This window comes from Wolbachia endosymbiont of Tettigetta isshikii (assembly GCF_041154185.1).
Taxonomy (GTDB): Bacteria; Pseudomonadota; Alphaproteobacteria; order Rickettsiales; family Anaplasmataceae; genus Wolbachia.
The window spans coordinates 1-17,994 of sequence record NZ_JBFTEN010000023.1 but is presented as its reverse complement, the minus strand read 5'-3'; the positions used below and the strand labels follow the sequence as shown (position 1 = coordinate 17,994).

Sequence of the window (17,994 nt, the reverse complement as noted above, 5' to 3'; positions counted from 1 at the left end):
GAAACGCGCTTATAAGTCGTTTAAGACAGTATAGTACGCCAATTTGCAGGATTAGAGAGTGAGCAACTTCTACCACGGGATTTCTTTTGTCTTTTTTTTCTGCTTAGTAAGTTTCTTAGCGCTTAAGCTAAGGGTCTATTGCAGTTTAAAAGTCGCTAAATTGCAGCGTTTAGGACTTTAAAAAACGCCAATATTGAAAATAGACAATGGCTGGGGTTTCTTTTGCCTTTTTCTTCATTTGGTAAAATTTTTAATATTTATGACTAAAGTAATTCAAGAGCACGCGGCATTACAGAAACGTCAAGCCTTTTTATGCAAGAAGGCTAAACAACAGGCTTAAAGCCTCTATTTCTTCTTAGCAAAACATAAAAAGCCCCTTTACCACCATGTTTTTTTGTAGCTTGCTGGTAATACAGAATCATGTGTTGAATTTTAGTATCATTTAACCACTTATTTAAGTTATTCTTTATAGTATCCGTTTTACCTGTTGCACTACCGTGACCCGTAATTATCAATAAGCATCTATTCCCTGCACGATAATTTTTAATGATAAAATCTATCAATTTACTGTAAGCATCCTCTATATTATAGCCATGCAAATCGAGTTTATCACTTATAGAATATTTACCCCTATCAACCTTTGATTTTGTGTTGTAGTCAAGACAAAATGATAAGCTAACATGGTTGGCATCAAGGAAATTTTCTCGTAAGTTAAAAGTACACTTATCATCCACAGGCTTTATATTTACTTTATGATCAACTTTTAAAGTAACTTTTTCAGATTTTATTGGCTTAACATTTTTTTGCCAGTCTAACTCATCATCTGACATAAACGCATTAATTGAATTGTATAATTTTACAACAATATCTAAATATAGTAAAATGTCGTTTATTTTACGATCTTCAATAATACGATGAAATCGTTAAAAGCTAATGAGAGCTTTTGGCTATATGGAAAGCATGCCTGCATATCAGCATTGAAGAACAAAAATAGGCAGTGTATGGAACTGCTGACAACAGAGAACTTCTACGAAGAGCATGAAAAAGAAATTAGGCAATACATAGACAGCAAGGGCGTTAAAGTCCAATTAGTAGAAAACAAAACACTTAACAATATTTTGTCCAAAGGTGCTAACCATCAAGGAGTTGCTTTAAAAGTTGCTCCTATTCTTCAGAGCTTAAGCATTGAAGAAATAGCAAACTCAAGCGATAGCTCTACTATAGTAATTTTAGATCAAGCAACTGACACGCACAATATAGGATCGATTCTCAGAACATCAGCTTGTTTTAATGTTGATGCAGTGGTTTTACAATACAAACATTCACCAAACGAAAACGCATCTATCGCAAAAGCGGCAAGCGGAGCATTAGATATTGTCCCTCTAATACACGTCACAAACATAGTAAAAATTATGGAGTATTTAAAAAAGATCGGTTACTGGTGTTACGGGTTTGATGGCGATGCTAAAGAGAATGTAAACGAAATAAAGAGCTTTGGAAAAAAAATAGCGATCATCTTTGGTTCTGAAGAGAAAGGAATGCGGCGGTTAGTTAGAGAAAATTGTGACTATCTTGTAAAAATTCCAATGTCAAACGCAATTGACAGCTTAAATGTTTCGAATGCGGCGGCAATAGGACTATATTCCATTTACATTAGAACAATAATAACTGTATATTAGTTGCAATAAAAAGTAATTTTATGCTTGATAAAGATGTAGCTTTGTATTATAATACTATTAAGTGATAAAAGGAGTTATATTTATGTCTTACATGAGAAATGAACAAGATATTCGCTCTCAGGGCGTTTATTATAGTGCTGGGCTTAGGAGTTACCTAATCAAAGTATATAATTATATGGCTTTAGCTTTAGGTGTTACCGGGCTTGTTGCGTTCCTAACGGTATTTTCCGGTCTTTTTCAGGTAATCTATTCTAATCCCGTTCTGTCACTTGTAGTAACGTTCTCTCCAATTGCATTGGTGTTCTATATGTCCTATAGGCTTCAACACCTAAGTGCCCAGTCCACAGTTACTGTATTTTTCCTGTTTTCAGTTTTAATGGGTCTTTCCTTATCTCATATCTTTATAATTTATACTGCAGAAAACATAGCAAGAGCATTTTTTATCACATCCATTATGTTTGGCTCTATGGCTTTATACGGTAATACCACCAAAAGAGATCTAACAAATATGGGCTCTTTCTTAATTATGGGAATTTGTGGGCTAATTATTGCATCGATAGTAAACTTATTTCTTGGAAGCAGTCCTCTCTACTTTACAATATCATTCGTATCAGTAATAGTATTTACCTTACTGACTGCATACGATGCTCAGAGAATCAAGGATATTTATTATAGGTATAACGATGGTTCACAAGTTGCAGCAACTAAGTTAGCCATACTTGGTGCAACTAACCTTTATTTTGACTTCATCAATATATTCCTCAATCTACTTAGGTTACTTAACTTGTTTAATAGTAGGGACTAGATGTTCTCCTTTTTAAGGGGAAATAGTAAAAATTCTACAGTTTTCTTTTTGATATCTTTAGTGATATTGATGCTGTGTCTTGCATATGTATCGGTACCACTATATAGCATTTTTTGTAAAGCTACCGGATATGGTGGCACAACGAAAAAAGTAACCAACACAGCGGCGAATATAACTAATCAAAAAATTAGAGTCCATTTCAACGCTGATACAATGCCGGATTTGCCTTGGGAATTTAACTCAGAAACTAATTACATTGATACAAACATAGGAGAACAAAGTTTAGCTTTTTATTACGCAAAAAACCTATCTGATCAGTCTTCGTTTGGAATGGCAGTGTATAATGTCACGCCTTTCAAAGCAGGTAAATATTTCAATAAAGTTGCATGTTTTTGCTTTGAAGAACAAATGTTACTGCCAAAACAAAAAGCAGCGATGCCTGTATCCTTTTACATAGACCCTGAGATAATGCACGATAATAGCACAAAAGATTTAAGTGAAATAACGCTATCATATACGTTTTTTAGACTTAAATAGTGTGAGTCTTTTACTACTGGAGAAAGCCGTAAATCTCATCTTTCCAAACGTATGTGTGAGTTGTGAATGTATAATTGATAAAAATTATGATCTGTGTGATGAGTGTAACAAAAAAATCAATTTTTTAACCAAACATTACTGCAATGTCTGTGGCATAGTAATTTCGGACAACATTTACACATGCGGTAAGTGCATTGCTAACCATCCACCGTTTAAAGTATTAAAATCAGCTTTTGCTTATGATCAACATAGTAAAAATATGATTATAAGTTTTAAATTTTTTGATAATTTAAACTATGTAAAAACTTACGTGAAGTGGATGTACCGAGCTAATTGGGATATATTCCAGGATGCAGAGATTATAATTCCTATACCGCTTCATAAAATGCGCTTGCTTAAGCGTAAATACAATCAAGCGGCATTGCTCGCGAGGGAGCTCAGCAGGTTATCCAACTTATTTTATGCACCATTTGCAATAAAGCGCCTTCGCCACACCGCGCCTCAAGCTGGTCTTTCACTAAAACAGCGTGAAAAAAATTTAAAAAGGGCCTTTAAAACAAGCAACAAAGAAATTATCAAAAATAAAGTCGTGATATTGGTTGATGACGTGGTGACAACCGGAGCAACCGTAAGGTCTTGCTCTCAAGAAATTTTAAATTCTGGTGCAAAGGAAGTGAGAGCGCTGTCACTTGCAAGAACTATATGAAAATCAGCTTTAAGGTATAACTTTTCATTTCTAACAATGGTTTAGTGTCTTAGTACTAAACTTTGTATCATTCCTCTCAAAAAAAATCCAGTTATAGTATATATAAGATCTGTAATTATTTTCCAATACAGTTATTTATTGAAAAATTCAGAAAAATGTTGTATACTTACTGCAGTAGTAAATTTTGGTAAAACTTATGGCAGATTCAGGCATTAATATTAGTGAAAAAGTTTTAAAAGATCTTGTTCGTCTGGCTAAAGTAAAAAACTAATCAGTTCAAGAAATAGCAGAGCAGTTTATACAAGAAGCAATTGAAAATGAAGAAGATATGGCGATAGTCAAACTCGCTATTCAACACGACACCCGAAATGCAAAATTCATCAGACATGAAGACATCAACTGATGATAAGTACTTAATCTGTTATGAGGAAAATGTAGTTTATAAAGACATTCCAAGTCTTCCTAAGACTATAGGATCAGTAAATTAGAACGTATGGTAATAATTATTGCAATAGAGCATAGAGAATACATTTACAAAAGTTAAAACCTTCCATATAAGTATTAATACTTTATTATATAGTCTTCCTTCCACCTTAGGTGGTTTCATTCAACTTAAAAAACTCATTTTTTGGCTCTCCCTAATAACCTCAACATCACTAAACTCAAAAGTCTGGCCGCTTACAATTTGGAATTTTTCATGTCCTTTTCCTGCAACTAGCAGGATCATACCTTCGTTATAAACAATATCCATACCTTTTTCTATAGCTTCTTTTCTATTCCCTATCTCTAGTGCATCAGAACAATGTAGTAAAATATCATGACGAATTTTTGCTGGATCTTCATCACGCGGATTATCATCTGTAACTATCACTCTGTCTGCATACATTTGTGCTATTTTACCCATTTCTGCACGTTTTGTCTGATCACGATTTCCACCACAACCAAAAACCAGAATTATTTTTTTGTTAAAGTGCCATTTTAAAGACAACAGAGCTTGTTTAAGTGCACTTGGAGTGTGCGCGTAATCCACAAATGCAAAAGGTTTCACTTTTTCCATTTTCCCTGGCGGAGAAACGAGTTTATCTATGCACATCCTTTGATATTTCACTCCAGATGAGATAACTATACCGATTGCACACAGCAAATTATACGCCTGAAATTGCCCTAGAACTGGAAAAACGTATCATAAATTTCACCACCAATTTTAATTGTCAGGTGTTGACCACTTTGAGTTGATATTTGCTTTATTAAAGCAATATCAGAAGCTGTTTTTCCATAAGTTATAACTTTGTTGCCACGTTCTTTAGCTATCTTGAGCAATGTGTAGTATTCACCTATATCCACGTTTAAAATTGCCGTTTTTTCTTTTGGCAGTACCTCATAAAACAACCTTTTCTTAGCCTCAAAATATTCATCAATGTTCTTATGGTAATTCAAATGATCTTGCAAGAAATTTGTAAAAACCGCAGCAGTGAGCCTAAGTCCATGAATTCTGCATTGGTCAATCCCGTGGCTTGAAGCTTCCAATGCTAAGTGCTCTATGCCTTTATTGTTTATATCACGTAATGTTGCATAAAGGTCCTCTGCATCTGGAGTGGTAAGGCTATCATCTTTTCTATTATTATTGATACATGTTCCGAGCGTTCCAATGGATGCAGCATTATAACCTGCATTTTGCCAGATTTGGAGGCAAAACTCCACCACCGAAGTCTTGCCATTTGTACCTGTCACAGTAGCAACATATTTTGGCTGCTTGAATTGATAAAACCTGCTAACTATTTTGCTGTATATTCTTGAGGGTTTGGATGGAAGATGCAGATTACAGCGTCATGCGCTGCAAAGTTTGCTATTATTGCTGAAGCTCCTATTATGCCGTTCACACATTTCTCATGTTCCTCTGACACACAAACAAAAAGATAACCTTTCTTGATTCTCTTGGGATTACACATGACGCCTTTGATTTCAACATCAAAGTTGACATCAATAATGTTATGCAGTAACTCTCTTAGTTTCACATTCTACTTCATCATTTTTGGTATTCAAACATGGCAATCTTGCTAATGCAGCATTTAAATCAGAGATCAAATCTTCAGGATCCTCTAAGTCCACAAAATATTCGCACGAAACTTCCACCATAATCTGAATTCATTACAGATCTTGACATAGATTTACGATCTATTGGTAATATTAAACTATCACACCCTCCCCAAGAAGCACCGATGCCGAAAACTTCCATGTGATCAACCATGCAGCTTAGTTCTTCACATGAATATTCTTTATCTAATATTACACTAAACACACCACTTGCTCCTTTGAAGTAACCTCTCCATAGCTCGTGCTGAAGATGAGAAGGAAGCGCTGGATATAAGACTTTTCTGATTTTTGGATGTCTTTCCAGCCATTTTGCCACTGCCATTGCTGTGCTTTGATGCCTCTTTATGCGTGTATGCAATGTTCTAAGCCCCCTGTGTGCAAGATAACAATCATTTGATTGAACAGTGACTCCGTAGTCCTTATAATTCTCATAAAGCAACTTAAAATTTTTTCCTTCAGCAACAATAGCTCCCATCAATAAATCTGAATGACCGGATAGGTACTATGTAACCACATACAGCGCAACATCAATTCCATAGTCGAGCAGCTTAAATAATAAAGGAGTGGCCCACGAATTGTCTCAAACTGTTACGATCCCGTGTTTCTTAGCAACTTTTACTATATGTTCTATATTTGAAATTTCAAATGTTACAGAGCCAGGAGTTTCGATCATAATGAGTGAAGTGTTACTTTGAATCAAATCAGCTATATTCTGTGTTGGATCATAAAAAGTTACTTCTATTCCCCTTCTCGGCAGCTCATTTTCGGCAAATCTCCTAAGTCGGTAGTAACTATTATCTTGAATCAGAACATGCGAACCTGCTTTAGTAAAAGTCAAAATAGCGAAAGTAAGTGCAAATAGTCCAGAGGGATAGATCAATGCCTGCCCCCTACCCTCAATTTCATCGAGCGCGTTTGAAAGGTAGTGAACAGTTGGAGTACCAACTCCACCATAACTATAATCCCTTGCAACGCCATCATTAATCACGTCGTATATACTTTCTCAATTCGCTGCATTTAAGTAGTCCTTGTAAGTAGGAAACAATATGGCAGAAGAATGATAAATTGGCTGGTTCATGGAACCTTTGTAGTCATTGTATTTTCTTCCTGCTTTAACCAACAAAGATTCTTCTTTCACGCTTTTATTATTTTATTTTTTAAATTGTATTCACTTTGCGTATACAATTGAAGAGAAATTGCATGTACTTGCTCTATCTCACTCTTTAATAATTCATAAATCAACTTGTGCCTCTTTAGAACACTCATTCCAACGAAGTCGTCAAATATTAATATTAATCCAATGTGTGAAGGTAATGTTGAAGACGAAGAAAAATAGTGATTCGCATGTTTAACAGACTCATCAACGATTTTAACATCAACTACATTTATTGCATTGCGTATTTTTTCTTCTATTGCCTTAATAATACCCATACATAGCTCCTTTCATCCAAACAGCGTGACTACTTGGACACATATTTCTTTTTTTTCTAGATTTCATCGTCACGCACAGGAATGATAAGAGAGAAGTACGAAACTACCAACTACTTATTTTCTTCTTTATTGTCTACGTCCTGGTAATCAGAATCTACTACTTTTTCTTCTTTGTTATTTGGATTTCCTTCTGACGAAAAGTCACTCTCAGAACTACTTTGTTGAGATTCTTTATACATAGCTTCTCCAAGTTTCATAGATAATTGAGAGAGATTAGTAATTTTCTGCTGTATTGAATCAGTATCATCAATGATATCAGATTTGCTATCTTCTTTTAAATCATTCACTGCATTTTCAATGGCAGACTTATCTTCTGGTAAGACTTTATCACCATATTCCCTCAAAGACTTCTCTGTAGAATGAACTAAACTATCTGCCTGGTTCTTCACTTCAATGAATTTCTTACGTTTCTCATCTTCTTGTGCCTTTTCTTCAGCTTCTTTCACCATGCGATTTATTTCATCATCAGACAAACCACCTGAAGACTGAACACGTATTTTCTGCTCTTTTCCAGTAGCCTTATCTTTCGCAGAAACATGCACTATTCCATTTGCATCTATATCGAACGTCACTTCGATCTGAGAAACTCCACGAGGAGCAGGCGGTATTCCTTCCAAACTAAATTGGCCAAGCAGTTTATTATCAACTGCCAATTTCCTTTCACCTTGATGCACCTTAATGGTAACAGCTGTTTGGTTATCTTCTGCAGTTGAAAACACCTGAGATTTTTTAGTAGGAATGGTAGTATTGCGCTCAATGAGTGGAGTGAATACTCCCCCTAATGTTTCAATACCAAGAGAAAGTGGAGTTACGTCAAGCAATAACACGTCTCTTACATCGCCTTGAACAATCCCTGCTTGTATTGCAGCTCCAATTGCCACGACTTCATCTGGGTTCACCCCTCTATGTGGATCTTTACCAAAGAATTCTTTAACTTTCTCTATTACTTTTGGCATACGAGTCATGCCACCAACAAGAACCACTTCACCAATTTGACTAGCAGACAGACCAGCATCCTCAAGAGCTTTTTTGCAAGGAGCCATAGTCCTCTCGATTAAATCGTTTACTAAGCTTTCAAGTTTTGCCCTTGTTAATTTCATATTTAAGTGTTTTGGACCACTTGCATCAGCTGTAATAAAAGGTAGATTTATTTCCGTTTCCATTGCACTTGATAATTCAATTTTCGCTTTTTCAGAAGCTTCTTTGATCCTCTGCATAGCCATTGGATCATTTTTCAAATCAATGCCATTACTTTTCTTAAATTCATCCAGTAAATAACTCACCACTACATTATCGAAGTCTTCACCTCCAAGATGAGTGTCACCATTTGTAGCCTTTACCTCAAAAACTCCGTCACCTATTTCAAGTATTGAAACATCAAATGTACCACCACCAAGGTCATACACCACTATTGTGTGCCCATGTTTCTTATCAAGACCATAGGCAAGAGCCGCAGCAGTCGGTTCGTTAACTATTCTGAGTACATTCAATCCGGCAATTTTCCCTGCATCTTTTGTTGCTTGACGCTGAGAATCATTGAAGTATGCTGGCACTGTTATTACAGCATCCTTTACTTCTTCTCCAAGATAAGCTTCTGCTGCTTCTCTCATATTTTGTAGTATAAACGCACCAATTTGACTAGGGGAGTATTCTTTACCATCTGTTGTTTTAACCCAAGCATCGCCATTTTTTGCTGCAAACACTTTATATGGCACATTTAGATTTTTCATTTCAGGGTCACCATACTGACGGCCTATTAATCTCTTAGTAGCAAAAAAAGTGTTACTTGCATTAGTGGTTGCTTGTCTTTTTGCAGGAGCACCAATCAACCTTTCTCCTGATGAAGTAAATGCAACTATAGATGGAGTAGTTCTTGCCCCTTCTTTATTCTCTATTACCTTTGTATCCTTGCCCTGCATTATCGCAACACAAGAATTTGTCGTTCCAAGATCTATACCTATTGCTCTTCTCATAATGAATACTCCCTTGTATAAATATTATCTGATATAAGAATATATAAGTATAGAACTTGCCAATTACAAGTCCTATTTAGGATTTCTAGTTAGCTGTTAGAGCTCAAAAGACGTGAAAGCCACTTAGTCAACCAAAAATTGCTTTGCAATCCACCTGAATTATCAGCTCTTTCATTGTTACTAGTCTCAATTTTGTAACCAGAGTTTTGCAGTGGTTTACAATCATTTAAATTAACATCATCACCTCGTTTTAAAATAAATGCATCTATACTCAAATTGTTATCAGCACTAACATTTAATTTAATATTAAACTCTTTTTCGATTGTAGAAACTGTGTCACGCTTATTATTAAAAATATGTGCTATAACTGAACCATGTGCTACCAAATCAAACGACCTATTCCGATTCCTAACAGCAACGTGCTGCAAGTCTCTCAGTATTGATGCAACAATTACTTCATTTGACTTTACTTTCCCAACTCCTTTACAATGTAGGCACTCTGTAGTGTTAATCTCCTGTATGTTTGGTTTAATTCTCTGCCTTGAAAACACCATTAAACCAAAATCATTTATGTAGCTGAACTGAACCCTAGCTTTATCATCCTTGAACGCCTGCCTAATAGCAGATTCAACAGCTCTACAATACTGATACCTCAACATATCAATAAAATCGACCACTATTAACCCTGATAAGCCTCTTAAATTCACCTGTCTTGATATTTCAGGTACTGCTTCAATATTGGTTCTATAAGCTGTTTCTTCTATACTATCTTCCCCCGTCATTTTCCCTGAGTTTACATCTATTGAAACAAACGCCTCAGTTAAAGTTATTATTAAAGACCCACCGGATAGCAATTTTACTCTATTGCTATATAACTCAGAAATTTGATCCTCGATTCCGTAGTAAGTAAATATCGGAACAAAACCTCTATACAACCTATACCGCAATTTACTACCTTTTAACACATTTCTAGCATATTGCCTTACTGTTTCAAAAGCTTCTTTTCCAGATATTACAACTTCTACATCATTGCTACAGAAATCACGAATAGATTTCATAATCAGATCTGCTTCGTTATAAATCAATGATGGAACATTTACAGAGGAGGCATTTTCTTGAATATTTTGCCACAACGAAGATAAATAATTGTAATCCTGCTCAATTTCTTTTTTACTTTTTCCAGAACCAACGGTCCTTATGATTAAACCTGACCTCTTCGCTAACTCTATTGAATTCAGTATATCCTTTAACTGTTTTCTCACATTAACATCTTCGATTCTGCGGGACACACCACCCCTGCTCATGGAATTTGGCATGAAAACACAATACCTACCCACTAAAGTTATGTACGTTGTAAATGAAGCCCCTTTATTACCTCGTTCCTCTTTAGTGAGTTGAACCAGCATTTTTTGATTGACCGAAATAACATCTTGTAATTTATATCTCCTATATAAAGATACCTCCCTTATAAAACCATTACCGGACTCATTAATACTCTTACTAGCTGTAGAATCTGAAGAAGTATTTGCCGATGCACTGTTACCTTCCTCGGTGCAATTACTACCTGAATCGTTTTCAAAGAAAGCTTCCTTCTCCTTTTCTGGAATATTAAAGTAATCTGGAGATATTTCGGAAAAGGATAAAAACCCCTGCTTGTTCTTCCCATATTCAATAAATACAGCTTGCAAAGAAGGCTCTATACGCTTTACATGAGCAACATATATGTTGCCTCTTAACTGCCTTTTTTCCTTGAATTCCTGTTCAAACTCTACAACCCTGTTGTCTACTGACAAAGCAACTCTAACCTCATCAGAGCAGATAGAATTTTCTATTAATAGTAACCTTTTACCACTATTTGCCACTTATTTACCATTTGCCTTTCGTTCTGAAGTTAACTTTATGCTACTCAGCACACTGCTTATTGTCAAGAATTTTGCAATATATTTGTAATCTACATCGCTTAAAGACACAAAATAGTTGACTTTTGGTGTTTCATACAATACACTTACACAGAATTTACATTATTGTATAAGTATGGCAAAAAAAAATGCTTCTTTGCTTGTTAAGCTAGTTAGCAGCGCAACTAAGACAACAAGCACTGGTGAAGAAAAATCAACAGGTTACTTTTATGTAAAAAAGCGTAATCCCCAAAAGCTTACTAGAAAATTGGAATTCAGAAAGTATGATCCAGTAGTCAGGAAGCACGTATTATTTAAAGAAGAAAAACTAAAGTAATTTTGTAAGGAAGTTTATTATTATGCAAAATTTACAGCTAAGTTACCCCATAGTGATAGAATTTGGCGATATAAAAGGTACAAAACTAAAGTTAATAAAGATTGTTGCACGATTAATAAATAAGAGATTCAGAACACAAAAAAAAGCAGCTGCTGCTCTAAAGATTGATCAACCTAAAGTGTCTCAAATTAATAAGTCGAAAATTGAAGGGTTCTCCTTAGAATACTTGCTTAACTTATTAGTTGCACTGGATCAAAACATACACGTGAAAATAAAGTATAATCTCAAACCTGCAAAACCTGCGCAATATAAAGCGAATAAGAAGTCTTATTCGCTTTAATTTACAGTGTATGTTGCTAATGGTATCCAAAAAAAATTTTCATAAAGTCTACTACTAATAGTTTTTTAGGCTAACGATAATAAGTCAAACGTATAGAATACCTCATTAGCTTATTTTTTGTAAAAATGAAATATATTTACAGCTGCATAGCTCGGCCTTCTTGAATATCTTATTGAACACAGTTTAGTTTAAGTGGCTGAGGAGGGACTTGAACCCACGACCAAGAGATTATGATCCTCCTGCTCTACCAACTGAGCTACTCAGCCTAATCAAAGACCTTGTTATATATATGGTCTATATGCTTTGTATAATAAGCAAAATCAAAGAAAGATTCAAGTTTTTCAGAGTCAATAACTCCAAGTAAAGATTTATCTTGTTTCAATTCGAACAGAAAATCACTGTTGCCTTGTTTCACTTTCATTGCATTGCTCTGAACAATTTTATATGCTTCTTCTCTAGTTAGACCATTATTCACTAACTCAAGCAATACACGCTGTGAGAAAATTAAACCTTTTGCAGAATTTAAGTTCTTTTCAATGTTTTTCTCATTAATCACTAATTTATCTATTAAATCTGTCAATCGCACTAAAGCAAAATCCATTGCTATGCAAGCATCAGGAGCAATATATCTTTCCACAGACGAATGTGATATATCTCGCTCGTGCCACAATGCAACATTTTCCAGTGCAGGAAACACATAGCTACGTATTAACCGCGAAAGTCCTGTTAGATTTTCACTTAAAATAGGATTACACTTGTGTGGCATAGCAGAGCTTCCTTTCTGCCCAGTGGAAAAATATTCTGAAACTTCGCCAACTTCAGTTCTTTGTAAATGACGAATTTCAACGGCAACATTTTCCATTGAACTTGCAATCACCCCTAAAATTGAAAAGAACACAGCGTGCCTATCACGAGGAATTACTTGAGAAGATATAGTCTCGGGTATAAGTCCCATTTTTTCTGCTACATATTCTTCAACAAACGGATCAACATTCGCAAAATTGCCTACTACACCTGATATTTTGCAAGTTGAGATCTCTTTTTGTACGTTAATTATCCTTTGGTAGCCGCGTTTAAATTCTGCATAAAACCTGGCAAATTTTAACCCAAGTGTAGTCGGCTCTGCATGCATTCCGTGACTACGTCCAACACACACAACACCTTTATAATCCTCAGCTTTTTTTTTCAACGCCGTAAGTAAATTTTTTAGATTTTTAAGTAGAATATCACACGACTCTTTCAACTGCACAGCAAGACACGTGTCCAAAACATCAGAACTCGTCATCCCATAGTGTAGATAACGAACATCAACCCTCACTTTTTCAGCAATGTATGTGAGGAAAGCTATAACATCGTGTTTTACAGTAGATTCGATTTCGTTGATCCGCTTAATATCAAACTCGATAGTGCCAGAGAGCCTTTCAGGAACATCACTTGGAACCACTCCTAACTCTGCTTGAGCTTTGCACGCTAATTTTTCTATTTTGAGCCATATATTAAACTTGTTGTTCTCTTCCCAAATGGAAGACATTTCTTTACGACTATAACGAAGAATCACTAAATGACCTCCTTTCCATTTCTGAGTATCAGTGGGCCTTGTTGCACAGCAACTAAAAAACTTGATAGTTGCTGACAAAATTCATTATGAGATAGTCGTTTAACCATTAAAGAAAAAACATGTTACAAAAAATAAAAGTCAGCAACCAAAATAAATATAACAAATTTTTCGAAGAAGGGGGACATATTTTTCATTTCGTTGATAGACTTCTCACATAACTTAGGCTAAGCAGAAAAAAAAGCAAAAGAAGCCCCGAGGTAGCTAGTTATTTACTTTTGTATCGAAATGTTGGCGTTTCTTTATCCCAAACGCTTAATAAGTGCGACTTAGATGCTTTTTAATGCAACTAACCTTAGCCATAAACGTTTAAGAAATTTACTAAGCAGAAAAAAAGGGAAAAAACCCGAGTAGCTAGTTATTTACTATCTATCTTATAACATTGGCTTTTTTTGATGTTTTAAACAACTTATAAGCGCGTTTCAGCTTGTATAGGTGAAAAACCAGAAGTTTTAAAAAGACATGCAGTACACACAGTGCAAAAAATTAAACATAAGACGCCAAATATGCTAAGTTTTTTTCTCATTTAATCTGCACAAACTGAAGATAAATAATAGCTTCAGTACTATGATAGGGTTAATAGCGAAGGTTGTCAAGCAATTTTTTGCAGCTCTCATGGTCTCAAAAACCAGCGTCACACGCTGGAATGATAACAAGAGGGAAAAATCTACTGCAGTTAATGATAATTTAATCAATTCTGATTAAAAATGGAGAGATCAGTTAGTGATAAAACAAAGGTGGCGACATGCTGCTTTTTACGGTGTGAGGCCGAGGGCGGCTATAGAGCATCGCTCTTGATGCTCTTTTTTTAGTACCAAAAAGAAAATTTCAGATTATCATATATTTAAGGCGTGTTAGTTAATTAGAAAATTAGTGAAAAAATGCTCAAACACAGCGGCCCAAAGAAATTAAAGTCTATAGTGGAAAGTTATGCATTAAAATGCATGAGGAGCAAGCTGAGCAAAAATGAGATACGTCTTATTTTAAACTGGAGAAGCATAGTTGGAGAGGAAATAGCAGAGTGTACGAAGCCAAAAAAGATCTTATATGCACAAAATATAAATTCCGGTGTTTTGCATCTGGTGGTAATAAATGGCAGCAAAGCGCTGGAAATTCAGCATATGGTCTCTCTTATAATGGAGAAAATCACAATATTTTTTGGCTACAAAGCAGTATATGGTATAAAAATTAAGCAGGAGAGTATTGACTATTTCGCTGTATAAGGTAATCTAAGTACTTAAGATAAGTTGTGGTATATTAAAGTGAGTAGAGTTTGCGAATTAACAAACAGGAAAAAGTCTTTTGGTAATAAGGTATCACATTCAAACCGTAAAACAAAGCGCACCTTTCGCTTAAATTTGTGCAATGTTACGTTGATGAGCAACATATTGAACAAAAAATTTAAATTTCGCGTAGCGTCGAGAACTTTGAGAACTATAGATTACAAGTGTGATCTTGACGCTTTTTTGCTCAACACAAGAACAGTTAAACTAAGCGAGAAAGCACAAAAAATAAAAAGAAAGTTGAAAAAAGTTCTAGCAAAGCAAGAGGTAGAACTAGCCGTTTCAGATGCATAGTAAGCCTACATGGCTCAGGGCAAAAGCTCCAACTGGTGAAATATTCAATGAGACCTTAAACACTGTCAAGTTGCATAATCTGCATACGGTGTGCGAAGAGGCTGCATGTCCCAATATTGGCGAGTGTTGGAATAAGCGTCATGCTACTGTGATGATTCTAGGTTCCGTTTGCACTCGCGCTTGCGCATTTTGCAATGTTGCAACTGGTATTCCTGATAAATTAGATCCTCACGAACCGGAAAACTTAGCAAGGGCAATAAAAAAGTTAAACTTAAAGCACGTCGTTATTACCTCTGTTGACCGTGACGATTTACCAGATGGCGGAGCAAACCAGTTTATAAGGTGCATAGAAGAAATTAGAAAGATAATTCCAGAAACAACAATAGAGATTCTAACTCCCGATTTTTTAAATAAGAAAGGAACATTTGAAGCAGTTGCTGTTGCCTCACCTGATGTCTATAACCACAATATTGAAACAGTGCCAAGACTGTATGCAAAAATAAGGCCAAGGGCTCGCTATTTTCATTCACTATATTTGCTGAAAATGGTAAAACAAATTAATCCTAAGCTTTTTACCAAGTCAGGGCTTATGGTTGGTCTTGGGGAAACAAAAGAAGAAGTACTTCAAGTTATGGACGATTTACGCAGTGCCGAAGTTGATTTTATAACGATTGGTCAATACCTGCAGCCAACCCCAAAGCACGCAAAAATCGATAGATATGTTACGCCAGAGGAGTTTGAGCATTACAAATACGTTGCTTACTCCAAAGGGTTCTTAGTGGTTGCATCAAGTCCATTGACTAGGTCATCATATCACGCAGAGGAAGACTTTAACAGGCTCAAAGCTTGTCGTTGACTTTTGCATAACTTCTCCTTTAGTTATGCAAGAAGTCTGTTTCCGCTTATTCTAGTTAAGGTAAATTAGCTTTTCTTTAAGTATTATGTACTAAACCTTTAGTTTAAAACTATTTGTTTACAGTAAAATCTAATCGGAGGAAATATGCAGAAGTACACTTTTAACATGGTCTGTACTGACGATACAGTAGGTGGCGAGTCTAGATATAAAATGATAAAGCTTATCTGGAAGGTAAATGGTAAAGAAAAAACAATAAAACTCTGTGGTCCTTGCATTGATCATATGGCATTATTAAACGAGGTGGGCAAGAATTTTTTGAACTATGGGCTGGGAGTGCAAAATATAATTTCCGTGAAGGTGACTTCTGTGACAGCTGGACAGATGAAAAGCTCTACGAAGAGAAAGATATTCCCTTATCGAATGTTAAATTAAAGGTAATACTCGATGAAAATTGTGAATATAAGATCGCTGTATCTGCTCGTGATAATCAATGGATCACTTTACCTAAATCGGCATTACTTGGTAAAAATCTTAATTTAGGGGAATACTACAATCGAGAACTTAGTTTATCGGAAGGAGAAGAACTCTCACAATATGAAAGTATAAGCTACTGTATACCAAAAGGTATGTGCGGTGAAACAGAGATTTGTGAGTTAGCACCTCTTAAATGGCGAAGGTGAGCTTTTAACTTACTTTGCTGATAGAGATAGAGCTCGTTTGAATAATATTGATTACGGTACAAAAATGTTGTAGAATATGCAAACTCAGTTTTAAAAGCAGTATTGCTCGAAAATTCTAATATAAGGAAAGTTCTGCCTGAGCTTGAGATTGATGATAGTGTGAACTTAGATAAAAGAAAGTTAAATTGCCTAATTAGTAAGATGTACAATGCAGATCTAGTACAAGTTGCTCAGGAACTAGTTACTAACAAAAAAGACGAACTAGGACAAGCAGTTCTGGAGGCAAAGAATGGAGATGAAGAAATCTTAGTAACTAAAGTTACAGGCAATCAAGGTTTGCAAAATGCAGTAGCAGATAATTTGAAAGGTGACAGAAATTTCAAAGATTCTGTAAAAGGTGATTCAGGTCCACGGGGTCCTCAAGGAAATCCAGGTCCAGCAGGTGAGACTGGAGAAAGTCCATCAGCTGCTGCTGTAGCTGCTCAATTACTCACTGACGCGAATAAAAATACGTTAGTAACTGAAGTTGCAAGTGACAAAGGTTTACAAGAAGCTATAGCAGGTAATCAGGTTCTAAAAGATGCAGTAACAACTGCTTTGAGCAGTGATGATGGTTCTCACAATATTGTCTAAAAGATCAACAAATGCTAACAACGCAAAGCAGAAATTTACTTTGCAAAAAGGAGAAAAATTACTGGACGATGTCTATGAAGCAAATATTATTTCGAATAACAAGACCATGGCTACCTTACCAAAAATAGGTTACTACATGCTCAATGATCAATTGGTCGTGCGTAATCATGTTACGAAAGAGAAGGTAGTTATTCCTGAGGATTTCCACTTTTTAAAAGTCGTTAAATTTTATAATGATGATTATAAACTGACTTTTTGTAATGTGCTTGGTAATGAGTTCTTTGAGTACAAAAAATACGATCCGCAGTATTCAAATGTTTCTGATGAATATAAGTTCATAAGTTTAAACTATGTGAAAAAAGAATATAACCACAATCTCAGCGAGTTATTTGGCCATCGGCCGTCGTTTTTAATTACAGAAGGACTTGCTGAACCAGGCTCTCCAGGTCATTATCAAGCTGATGTGTTCGAATTAACAAATAACAAAAAAGGTTGTAAGTTAAAAACGTAATATAAAAAAATAAGAGAGAAAGATAACCCTACTCACTATAGGAATAGAGTTATCATGGGCGTGTGCGACCGAGAAAAATTGGTATTACAACCGTTCTTATCAAGGCACACTAGCCCTATCTCTCGATACGTTTGAATAGTTGTTTGGGACATATATATGCACACGTTTACAATCTTAAATTAACAAAACTATCGAGGTTTATTATTGTTACATCTTATCAAAATTTTATTGGCATTGACATCGGAAAATTTAAAAACGTCGT

At 35.4% G+C, this 17,994-nt stretch carries 18 protein-coding genes, 1 tRNA gene and 2 pseudogenes; 13 read left to right on the top strand and 8 right to left on the bottom strand.

The annotated features are described in order from the left end of the window. Window positions 1-323: 323 nt before the first annotated feature. Window positions 324-830 (bottom strand): Smr/MutS family protein, encoded by a 507-nt coding sequence (locus AB6N09_RS04740; RefSeq protein ID WP_411131793.1) that lies wholly within the window; start codon window positions 828-830, stop codon window positions 324-326. Between the two features lie 84 nt (window positions 831-914). Between AB6N09_RS04740 and rlmB the strand changes: the two genes are divergently transcribed. The 4 genes from rlmB to AB6N09_RS04720 all read left to right on the top strand — a co-directional run bounded on the left by rlmB (window position 915) and on the right by AB6N09_RS04720 (window position 3,727). Then, window positions 915-1,679, top strand: a complete 765-nt coding sequence (rlmB, locus tag AB6N09_RS04735; RefSeq protein ID WP_411131792.1) for a 23S rRNA (guanosine(2251)-2'-O)-methyltransferase RlmB — start codon at window positions 915-917, stop codon at window positions 1,677-1,679. 82 nt (window positions 1,680-1,761) lie between these two features. Further along, window positions 1,762-2,484 carry a Bax inhibitor-1/YccA family protein gene (locus AB6N09_RS04730; protein WP_411131791.1) on the top strand — a complete coding sequence of 241 codons (723 nt, stop codon included), beginning with the start codon at window positions 1,762-1,764 and terminating at the stop codon, window positions 2,482-2,484. Beyond that, entirely contained in the window at window positions 2,485-3,021 is a 537-nt protein-coding gene (locus tag AB6N09_RS04725; protein ID WP_411131790.1) for a cytochrome c oxidase assembly protein, read from the top strand. A gap of 1 nt (window position 3,022) precedes the next feature. Further along, window positions 3,023-3,727 carry a double zinc ribbon domain-containing protein gene (locus AB6N09_RS04720; RefSeq protein ID WP_411131789.1) on the top strand — a complete coding sequence of 235 codons (705 nt, stop codon included), beginning with the start codon at window positions 3,023-3,025 and terminating at the stop codon, window positions 3,725-3,727. A 607-nt stretch (window positions 3,728-4,334) separates the two neighbouring features. On the opposite strand, the pseudogene AB6N09_RS04715 reads toward AB6N09_RS04720, so the two are convergent. The 5 genes and pseudogenes from AB6N09_RS04715 to AB6N09_RS04695 form a co-directional block, all read right to left on the bottom strand. Then, window positions 4,335-5,742: pseudogene (locus AB6N09_RS04715) on the bottom strand (UDP-N-acetylmuramoyl-L-alanyl-D-glutamate--2,6-diaminopimelate ligase). Beyond that, window positions 5,717-6,959 (bottom strand): annotated as a pseudogene (gene metC / locus AB6N09_RS04710) (cystathionine beta-lyase). The pseudogenes AB6N09_RS04715 and metC overlap by 26 nt, the downstream one beginning before the upstream one ends. Further along, entirely contained in the window at window positions 6,956-7,252 is a 297-nt protein-coding gene (locus tag AB6N09_RS04705) for a BolA family protein (RefSeq protein ID WP_411131788.1), read from the bottom strand. Before AB6N09_RS04705 ends, metC begins: the two are co-directional and overlap by 4 nt. Window positions 7,253-7,362: 110 nt before the next feature. Continuing rightward, window positions 7,363-9,285: a molecular chaperone DnaK gene (dnaK, locus tag AB6N09_RS04700; protein WP_411131787.1), complete on the bottom strand. Its 1,923-nt coding sequence runs from the start codon at window positions 9,283-9,285 to the stop codon at window positions 7,363-7,365. A gap of 89 nt (window positions 9,286-9,374) precedes the next feature. Further along, complete coding sequence (locus AB6N09_RS04695) at window positions 9,375-11,147, bottom strand: Rne/Rng family ribonuclease (RefSeq protein WP_411131786.1); 1,773 nt, start codon at window positions 11,145-11,147, stop codon at window positions 9,375-9,377. Window positions 11,148-11,319: 172 nt separating this feature from the next. Here AB6N09_RS04695 and rpmG point away from each other — a divergent pair, with 172 nt between their 5' ends. Together rpmG and AB6N09_RS04685 are read left to right on the top strand one after the other, a co-directional pair. Further along, on the top strand, window positions 11,320-11,520 hold the full coding sequence (gene rpmG, locus AB6N09_RS04690) for a 50S ribosomal protein L33 (RefSeq protein ID WP_411131785.1): 201 nt from the start codon (window positions 11,320-11,322) through the stop codon (window positions 11,518-11,520). A 22-nt stretch (window positions 11,521-11,542) separates the two neighbouring features. Next, the gene (locus tag AB6N09_RS04685) at window positions 11,543-11,860 is read left to right on the top strand and encodes a helix-turn-helix domain-containing protein (protein ID WP_411131784.1); all 318 of its coding nucleotides are present in this window, start codon (window positions 11,543-11,545) and stop codon (window positions 11,858-11,860) included. Window positions 11,861-12,053: 193 nt separating this feature from the next. Here AB6N09_RS04685 and AB6N09_RS04680 read toward each other — a convergent pair. Together AB6N09_RS04680 and purB are read right to left on the bottom strand one after the other, a co-directional pair. Then, window positions 12,054-12,126, bottom strand: a tRNA-Met gene (locus tag AB6N09_RS04680). Beyond that, a complete protein-coding gene (purB, locus tag AB6N09_RS04675) occupies window positions 12,126-13,418 on the bottom strand; it encodes an adenylosuccinate lyase (RefSeq protein WP_411131783.1) in 1,293 nt (430 codons plus the stop codon). The genes AB6N09_RS04680 and purB overlap by 1 nt, the downstream gene beginning before the upstream one ends. Window positions 13,419-14,042: 624 nt before the next feature. Between purB and AB6N09_RS04670 the strand changes: the two genes are divergently transcribed. From AB6N09_RS04670 to AB6N09_RS04640, 7 genes are all read left to right on the top strand, one after another. Continuing rightward, window positions 14,043-14,180, top strand: coding sequence for a hypothetical protein (locus AB6N09_RS04670; protein ID WP_411131782.1), 138 nt, complete (start codon window positions 14,043-14,045; stop codon window positions 14,178-14,180). Between the two features lie 176 nt (window positions 14,181-14,356). Beyond that, window positions 14,357-14,698, top strand: coding sequence for a DciA family protein (locus AB6N09_RS04665; RefSeq protein ID WP_411131781.1), 342 nt, complete (start codon window positions 14,357-14,359; stop codon window positions 14,696-14,698). 39 nt (window positions 14,699-14,737) lie between these two features. Then, entirely contained in the window at window positions 14,738-15,052 is a 315-nt protein-coding gene (rpmB, locus tag AB6N09_RS04660) for a 50S ribosomal protein L28 (protein WP_411131780.1), read from the top strand. Further along, window positions 15,045-15,908, top strand: a complete 864-nt coding sequence (gene lipA / locus AB6N09_RS04655) for a lipoyl synthase (RefSeq protein ID WP_411131779.1) — start codon at window positions 15,045-15,047, stop codon at window positions 15,906-15,908. The genes rpmB and lipA overlap by 8 nt, the downstream gene beginning before the upstream one ends. 144 nt (window positions 15,909-16,052) lie before the next feature. Further along, window positions 16,053-16,340: a hypothetical protein gene (locus AB6N09_RS04650; protein ID WP_411131778.1), complete on the top strand. Its 288-nt coding sequence runs from the start codon at window positions 16,053-16,055 to the stop codon at window positions 16,338-16,340. Window positions 16,341-16,690: 350 nt separating this feature from the next. Beyond that, window positions 16,691-17,221 carry a collagen-like triple helix repeat-containing protein gene (locus tag AB6N09_RS04645; RefSeq protein ID WP_411131777.1) on the top strand — a complete coding sequence of 177 codons (531 nt, stop codon included), beginning with the start codon at window positions 16,691-16,693 and terminating at the stop codon, window positions 17,219-17,221. After that, the gene (locus AB6N09_RS04640) at window positions 17,196-17,732 is read left to right on the top strand and encodes a hypothetical protein (protein WP_411131776.1); all 537 of its coding nucleotides are present in this window, start codon (window positions 17,196-17,198) and stop codon (window positions 17,730-17,732) included. Before AB6N09_RS04645 ends, AB6N09_RS04640 begins: the two co-directional genes overlap by 26 nt. Window positions 17,733-17,994 lie beyond the last annotated feature (262 nt).

Bases quoted from the DNA above. Each gene is read 5' to 3' on its own strand.
- rlmB (WP_411131792.1), top strand. From the start codon at position 915: ATGAAATCGTTAAAAGCTAATGAGAGCTTTTGGCTATATGGAAAGCAT.
- AB6N09_RS04650 (WP_411131778.1), top strand. From the start codon at position 16,053: ATGCAGAAGTACACTTTTAACATGGTCTGTACTGACGATACAGTAGGT.
- AB6N09_RS04740 (WP_411131793.1), bottom strand. From the start codon at position 830: ATGTCAGATGATGAGTTAGACTGGCAAAAAAATGTTAAGCCAATAAAA.
- AB6N09_RS04640 (WP_411131776.1), top strand. From the start codon at position 17,196: ATGATGGTTCTCACAATATTGTCTAAAAGATCAACAAATGCTAACAAC.
- rpmG (WP_411131785.1), top strand. From the start codon at position 11,320: ATGGCAAAAAAAAATGCTTCTTTGCTTGTTAAGCTAGTTAGCAGCGCA.
- dnaK (WP_411131787.1), bottom strand. From the start codon at position 9,285: ATGAGAAGAGCAATAGGTATAGATCTTGGAACGACAAATTCTTGTGTT.
- AB6N09_RS04685 (WP_411131784.1), top strand. From the start codon at position 11,543: ATGCAAAATTTACAGCTAAGTTACCCCATAGTGATAGAATTTGGCGAT.
- AB6N09_RS04670 (WP_411131782.1), top strand. From the start codon at position 14,043: ATGATAGGGTTAATAGCGAAGGTTGTCAAGCAATTTTTTGCAGCTCTC.
- AB6N09_RS04725 (WP_411131790.1), top strand. From the start codon at position 2,485: ATGTTCTCCTTTTTAAGGGGAAATAGTAAAAATTCTACAGTTTTCTTT.
- AB6N09_RS04730 (WP_411131791.1), top strand. From the start codon at position 1,762: ATGTCTTACATGAGAAATGAACAAGATATTCGCTCTCAGGGCGTTTAT.
- lipA (WP_411131779.1), top strand. From the start codon at position 15,045: ATGCATAGTAAGCCTACATGGCTCAGGGCAAAAGCTCCAACTGGTGAA.
- AB6N09_RS04705 (WP_411131788.1), bottom strand. From the start codon at position 7,252: ATGGGTATTATTAAGGCAATAGAAGAAAAAATACGCAATGCAATAAAT.
- AB6N09_RS04665 (WP_411131781.1), top strand. From the start codon at position 14,357: ATGCTCAAACACAGCGGCCCAAAGAAATTAAAGTCTATAGTGGAAAGT.